This is a genomic window from Treponema sp. UBA785 (assembly GCF_002297065.1).
Taxonomy (GTDB): domain Bacteria; phylum Spirochaetota; class Spirochaetia; order Treponematales; family Treponemataceae; genus Treponema_D.
In genome coordinates this window covers 4412-10332 of record NZ_DBJD01000029.1, presented here as the reverse complement: position 1 = coordinate 10332, position 5921 = coordinate 4412, and the positions used below count along the sequence as shown (strand labels likewise).

At 39.9% G+C, this 5921-nt stretch carries 5 protein-coding genes and 1 pseudogene; 3 read left to right on the top strand and 3 right to left on the bottom strand.

Features of this window, described 5'->3' with window-relative positions:
* Positions 1–207 (top strand): annotated as a pseudogene (locus B2X33_RS01985) (LysR family transcriptional regulator); the annotation flags it as partial.
* Here B2X33_RS01985 and B2X33_RS01980 read toward each other — a convergent pair.
* Both B2X33_RS01980 and B2X33_RS01975 read right to left on the bottom strand, forming a co-directional pair.
* Positions 208–1383, bottom strand: coding sequence for a dienelactone hydrolase family protein (locus B2X33_RS01980; protein ID WP_296667218.1), 1176 nt, complete (start codon positions 1381–1383; stop codon positions 208–210).
* A 221-nt stretch (positions 1384–1604) separates the two neighbouring features.
* Positions 1605–2450 (bottom strand): phosphatidylserine decarboxylase, encoded by an 846-nt coding sequence (locus B2X33_RS01975; RefSeq protein ID WP_296667216.1) that lies wholly within the window; start codon positions 2448–2450, stop codon positions 1605–1607.
* Positions 2451–2558: 108 nt separating this feature from the next.
* Between B2X33_RS01975 and B2X33_RS01970 the strand changes: the two genes are divergently transcribed.
* A complete protein-coding gene (locus B2X33_RS01970) occupies positions 2559–4133 on the top strand; it encodes an ATP-binding cassette domain-containing protein (RefSeq protein WP_296667214.1) in 1575 nt (524 codons plus the stop codon).
* An 89-nt stretch (positions 4134–4222) separates the two neighbouring features.
* Complete coding sequence (locus B2X33_RS01965; protein WP_296019265.1) at positions 4223–5563, top strand: tetratricopeptide repeat protein; 1341 nt, start codon at positions 4223–4225, stop codon at positions 5561–5563.
* Positions 5564–5627: 64 nt separating this feature from the next.
* Here the strand turns inward: B2X33_RS01965 and B2X33_RS01960 are convergent.
* On the bottom strand, positions 5628–5921 hold a 294-nt coding region (locus tag B2X33_RS01960), incomplete at its 5' end, for an aminotransferase class I/II-fold pyridoxal phosphate-dependent enzyme (protein ID WP_296667210.1).

The following is a 5921-nucleotide window of genomic DNA, read 5'->3' as shown; positions in this document are numbered from 1 at the left end:
ATGGCATTGGTTCAGCTCGGACTAGGAATCGGACTTGTGCCTCACATTGTGCTTACAAACGGGCCTTATGAAAAAGGATTTACCTGCCACGCTGCCGGAAACGCGCTCGGCTCTTACGAAGTCGGATTTATTCAAAAAATACAGTATTCCGGAAGCGAATCTTATAAAAAGATGCGGCAGGCAATCGATAAAATTTTACATGAATGACTACTTAAACTGCTTATCAAGCCAGTCAAAAGCCGCTTTTTGCTGTTCTGCCGGGAAAGCGTGTTCCATGCCAGGCACAATTTCGGTCTTTAACTTGTCGCCGGCATTTGCAGCAGTCCAAATTTTATGAACTTTTGCATATGCCTCTTCAGTTCCTGCATTTGGATTTACAGCGTCCTTATCTCCGCCAATAAAATACATTGGTTTTGGAGCAGCAAGCCCAGCGATGTCTGGATAATCCAGGAATTTTGCTATTGTCGGGTGCAACATTGAATATGCAGAATTTCCCTTCAACTGACCATCTTTTTCTACGATATGACCTTTCATCGTACCAAACCAGCAAACAGAGACCCCAGCCTTAATGTCGTCGCTGATTGCGGCAAGCTGCCAAGAACGGAAACCACCCATGCTAAAACCGATGCAGGCAACGCGCTCTTTATCTACCTGAGGCAAACTTGCCAAAAATTTTGCAGCCCGGCAGTCTTCCTGGGCAATAAGTCCTGCAAAACTTGTTCCCATGTTGAACATATTTGAAGCCAAAGACTGCTGGCTTCCTGTGCTGAAATTTTTAACTGAACGGTCGCCCCAGCCAAGCGCATCAAAGCTCAAAACAACATAACCGCGCTTTGCAAGTTCGTCGCCAGGATAAAGGTCGGAAAAGTATTGATTTGCCCAGGCTTTTGAATTCTTGATTTTTTCGTACAAATCCTTGCTTTCTGGAGAAAGTTTTGCAGCTTCAATGCTGGCTTCCTTGTTGCTCTTGATTTTTAGAATTTTTTCTACTGCCTTGTCTGAAGAAAAAGCCCTTACCATTTTTTCTTTACCAATGGCAAAATTTGAACCGTGGTCGTGGAGCATAAGGGCGGCAGGAAAAGTCTGTCCTTTTTTCCCATTAGGAAGCAAAAGATATGCAAGAACACGGCTGTCCTGAGAAATATTAAAAACCACTTTCTGGGCAGTGTAGCCGTCACGCTTTTCTGATTCCAAAACAACCATATCGAACGGCGTTTTGTCATCTTCCTGAATAATAAGTTCTCGTGCTTTTTCGAGTCCTTCTTTTTTCCACTGGTTAAAATCAACGCCATCTTTGTAACCCATTTTAAAAGTCCAGCGAGATTTTATGTTTTCATAAAAAACAGGCAGACAGCGCTCCGAAGCATTAATTTCCTGAGTCACGTACTCTTTACTCCCTTTTGCAAACACACTGAATGCAAAAAAAACAGCAAATACTGCAAAAAATGATTTTTTTAGAAGTCTTTTCAAGCGAACCTCCATGCGAAAAGTTCCGCAACTTTTTAGAATTTCCGCGAATTTCAAAAATTCACTATTAAAGAATACGATGAGATTTTGAATAAAAATATATAAAATATGCTAAAAATGTGTAAAAAATAAAAATATTACGCTTTTTTACCGATTGGCTGGCCGTATCTTACTGTTATTTCCTTGCCATTTGCAGTCTGAGCCAAAATTTCTTCATCAAGTTTTATCGTATTTTTTCTAAAAAGCATGACGATTGTTGAACCGTGAAGGTCAAAATAACCTTTTTCTTCACCTTTAGAAAAAGTGTAATTTTCGTGATGATTTTTTATTCCGCCTACGCTAAATGCGCCTACTTCAACCTGGGCGACATCTCCAAAATTCTGCGTATGCAAAATCGTCCAGCTGCGCCGGTTTTTTGTATAAACTTTAAAAGTCCGGCAGCAAACCGGCTGAACCGAATACAATTTTCCTTTTAAAAAATGATTTTTTTCAAGCGAGCCTGAATCAATGTAGCAATAGCGGTGATAATCAGTTGCAGCAAGCCGAAAAATAAGCGCATTTCCGTCAGAAAAAGTTTTGTCAAATTCATCTGTTTCAAAAAAATCCTTAAGCGCATAGTCAAAGCCTTTTATTTTAAAAGTTGAATTTTCTTCTATATTGAATACGCTAAGAGCGCTGTCACAAGGCGAAATCAAAGTTTCTGGCGACAATTCCGGCTTACGAGAATTATCTTTTCTTGTAAAAAAATCATTAAACGACTTGAATTTAACACCGGCAAAAGCCGACATATCAATATTATTTTTTTTTATAAAGCCTTTTATAAAAAATTTGCTCAAAGGTGAACGTAAAAATGCTCCTATAATTTTAGGAATTTGCAAAAAAAGCGTCAAATTATACAAAAAACGTCCAAAAGAAGAACTGCACAAAAATACGACAGATTTACTGTTTCCCGGTTCGTTGCCATAAAAATCAATTGCACTCATAATCACATTCTAACAAATAAAAAAAAATTTGTCCGCTAGAGACTTTTTTGCCTGCACAATTTTTGTTCAACTTTTATATTTTTTTGTGTTTCATTATAATTTTATTCTATGAATGACAATCTTATTTCGCTAAAAGACGTGCGTGTTCAGGATTTGCACGGAACAAAAATTGAATCACTTGACTGGCAGATGCAAGCTGGAGAAGCATGGCTTGTTATCGGGCCGAATGGCGGCGGAAAAGCAGATTTTTTACAGGCTCTTGCCGGCGAAAAACAGTTTATAAACAACAAGACAAATAAAGTCGAAGACACGATTTTTGAAAAATCAACAGAAACAGTTTCTCTTGAACGTGCGGCTCTTTTAATTCAGGAAGAACGCGATTTGGATGAATCTGAATATATCAATAAAATTGATGAAGGCCGTTCCGGAAGACGATTTATCTGCGAAGTTTTGGGTGGTCCTGACGCAAAGCACAGACATCTCCCTTTGCCAGCAATCGGCGAACGGCTGGAAACTTTGCCGGAAGTAAAACTGTGCGGAGTCGAAAAAATTCTTGACCGCGGACTAAAATTTATGTCGACAGGCGAAATTCGCAGGACACTTTTATGCCGCGCGCTGCTTTCTGGAAAAAAATTGCTGATTTTGAGCGACCCGTTTGCTGGTCTTGACGCACAGAGCCGTTCAATTCTTTTGGAATTTTTCCAGACAATGGTAGGCAGACAAAACAGCGGGAGTTTGAACGGAACTTCCATCATCATGGCAATGGAACGTTACCACGAAATTCCTCGGACAATTACAAATGTTTTGGAATTTACGGACAAAAAAAATTCATTCTGCGGAACAAAGGCTGAATACGAAAAGCTCATAGAACAGCGCAATATTCAAAAAAATGCGAACCGAAAGTCAGAAAAAGAGGCGTTTTTGAGCGAGCTTTCCGAAGCACAGAATTCGATTTCTCAGCAAAATACGGTTTCTGCGGAACATTCTCTTGTATATATGAATCAGGTAAATGTTGGCTGGGACGGACATGAAGTTTTAAAGGATTTCTCATGGGAAGTTCTTCCAGGCGAGCACTGGTTTATTCGCGGTCCGAACGGTTCAGGAAAAACAACGCTCTTGGAACTCATAACTGGCGACAACAAGCAAGTTTTCTGCAACGACGTCTGGCTTTTTGGACGAAAACGAGGAACTGGAGAATCAATTTGGGACATCAAAAAAAATCTCGGAATCGTAAGTTACCGTCTTCATGTTGAATACAGAATGGTAGGTGGCACAGAGCTCGAAAACGTAATAATTTCAGGCTTTCACGATTCAATCGGTTTGTACGAAAAAAAGACAGACATGGAAATCGCCGCGGCAAAAAAATGGTTAAAACTGGCAGGTTTTGAAGGACGCGAACACGAATCTTTCGGAAACTTGAGCTATGGAGAACAGAGGGCAATTCTTATAATCCGCGCAGCTGTAAAATCTCCAAAAATTATGATTCTTGATGAACCATGCCACGGCCTCGACGAACAATATCGCCAAAAAATTCTCGATCTGCTCGAAACAGTTGCAAATTCTGGAACAACAACTCTTTTGCACGTGACCCATGATCCGACAGAAGTTCTCGAAGCTGAAAAACATATTTTGGAACTGTGCCCGGGCGAAAAACCGATGTACAAAATCATTGTAAAAAAATAATATATGTTTTTTTCATAACTACTACGCTAAAGGCTCAAGTTTTTCGTAAAAACTTGAGTTTTAGACCTTTTTTGCCGATAATAGACAATATGGATTCATTAGCCCTTGTTATAGCAATCGCCATTGCAATCGGTTTTGCAGCAATTTTGGTCGCCTTTGGAACAAGAAAAACCGGAAGCAAAAAAGGCAAGACAAAAAAACGTGCTCAAATTATACGTGAAGCAACCCGGAAACTTGCTCAGGATCCTCATAATCCCGATGGACTGATTGCATTAGGAAATATTTATTTTAACGAACACTCATGGGAAAAAGCATATCAGATTTACGACACAATGCTAAACATAGCACCGGCCCATACGCAGATTGACCCGTTTCTTGCAGCTTTAAGACAAGGAATTTGCGCCTTTAAGCTAAATAAAATTCAAGATTCGTTCCGCGGACTTTCGGCAGCTTTTCAAATAAATCCTTCAAATTTTGACGTAAATTACAACCTCGGACTCGCATTCTATGCAAACAAAGATTATGACAAGGCAACCGCCTGTTTAAAAAAAGCGCTCATTGCAAGACCTGACGCTCTCAACGTAAATGCGCCGTTAGGAATGGCTTTGTACAATGCTCATCATTTTAAGGAATCGTTGCCGTTTTTAAGGCGTGCACTCGATGAAAACCCAGACAACAAAGAAGCGCTTTTTAGTATGGCAGATGCAATGCAGGAATGTGGATACGGCGACAAGGCAATGAAAGTATTTCTTCACTTGCGTCCAGATCCAGAATATGGAGCACGATCCTGTCTTGCGGCAGGACTTATGCATTCAAAGGCAGCTCAATACGAAAAAGCACTTCAGGACTTTGAAATCGGCATAAAACATCAGAATATTCCTCCGGAAACCGCTCTTGAACTCCGTTACCGCTATGCTCAAGCCTGTTTTGCAACAAAAAATATTGCAACAGGAATTTCGCTTTTGCGAGAAATTCAGACAATGACGCCTTCATACAAAGACGTTGCACAGCTTTTAAACCGGTATGGAGAATTAAATAAGAACAAAAATCTTCAAATTTATCTTATGAGCAGCACTTCGGACTTTGTAGCTCTTTGCCGTAAAGTAGTAATGACTTATTATCCGCGGGCGCTCGTAAAAATACAAGATATTTCTGTTGAACCAGACCATGTAGAAATTCTACTTACAGTAGACACAAACCGTTGGGAAGATACCGAAATTTTCCGTTTTTATAGGACAACCGGTTCAATTGGCGAGCTTTTTATCCGCGATTTTCAGGCAAAGGTAAGCGAAAGCAAGGCTGACCGAGGAATATGTTTTACAGCAGGAACATACACCGATGAAGCGCAAAAATATTCCGAAGGCCGTCCAATTGACTTAATCCAAAAAGACGGACTTATAAAATTATTAAAGAAAGTTGATGCGTCGTAAAAAAAATGCTGAACGCCTTTCAAAATTCATAAGACGCTCAGCATATAAAATTTAACGAAACAATTTAGTTTTTAGAATCTTTTAGTTCCTTTACAAAATCTGCAATTCTGTCGAGGGCAATTTTCATTTTTTCAATTCCAGTTGCATAACAGCAGCGAATATGCCCTTCACCGCCAAGCCCAAAGACGCTTCCTGGAACAACTGCGACATTATGCTTTTGAAAAAGTCTAGTTGCAAACTCTTCCGAAGAAAGTCCTGTCGAAGAAATATCCGGGAACATATAAAATGCTCCTTTTGGCTCAGGAACTGGCAACCCCATATCGCAAAAAGCCTTGTACATTAAATTTCTTCTCTGTTG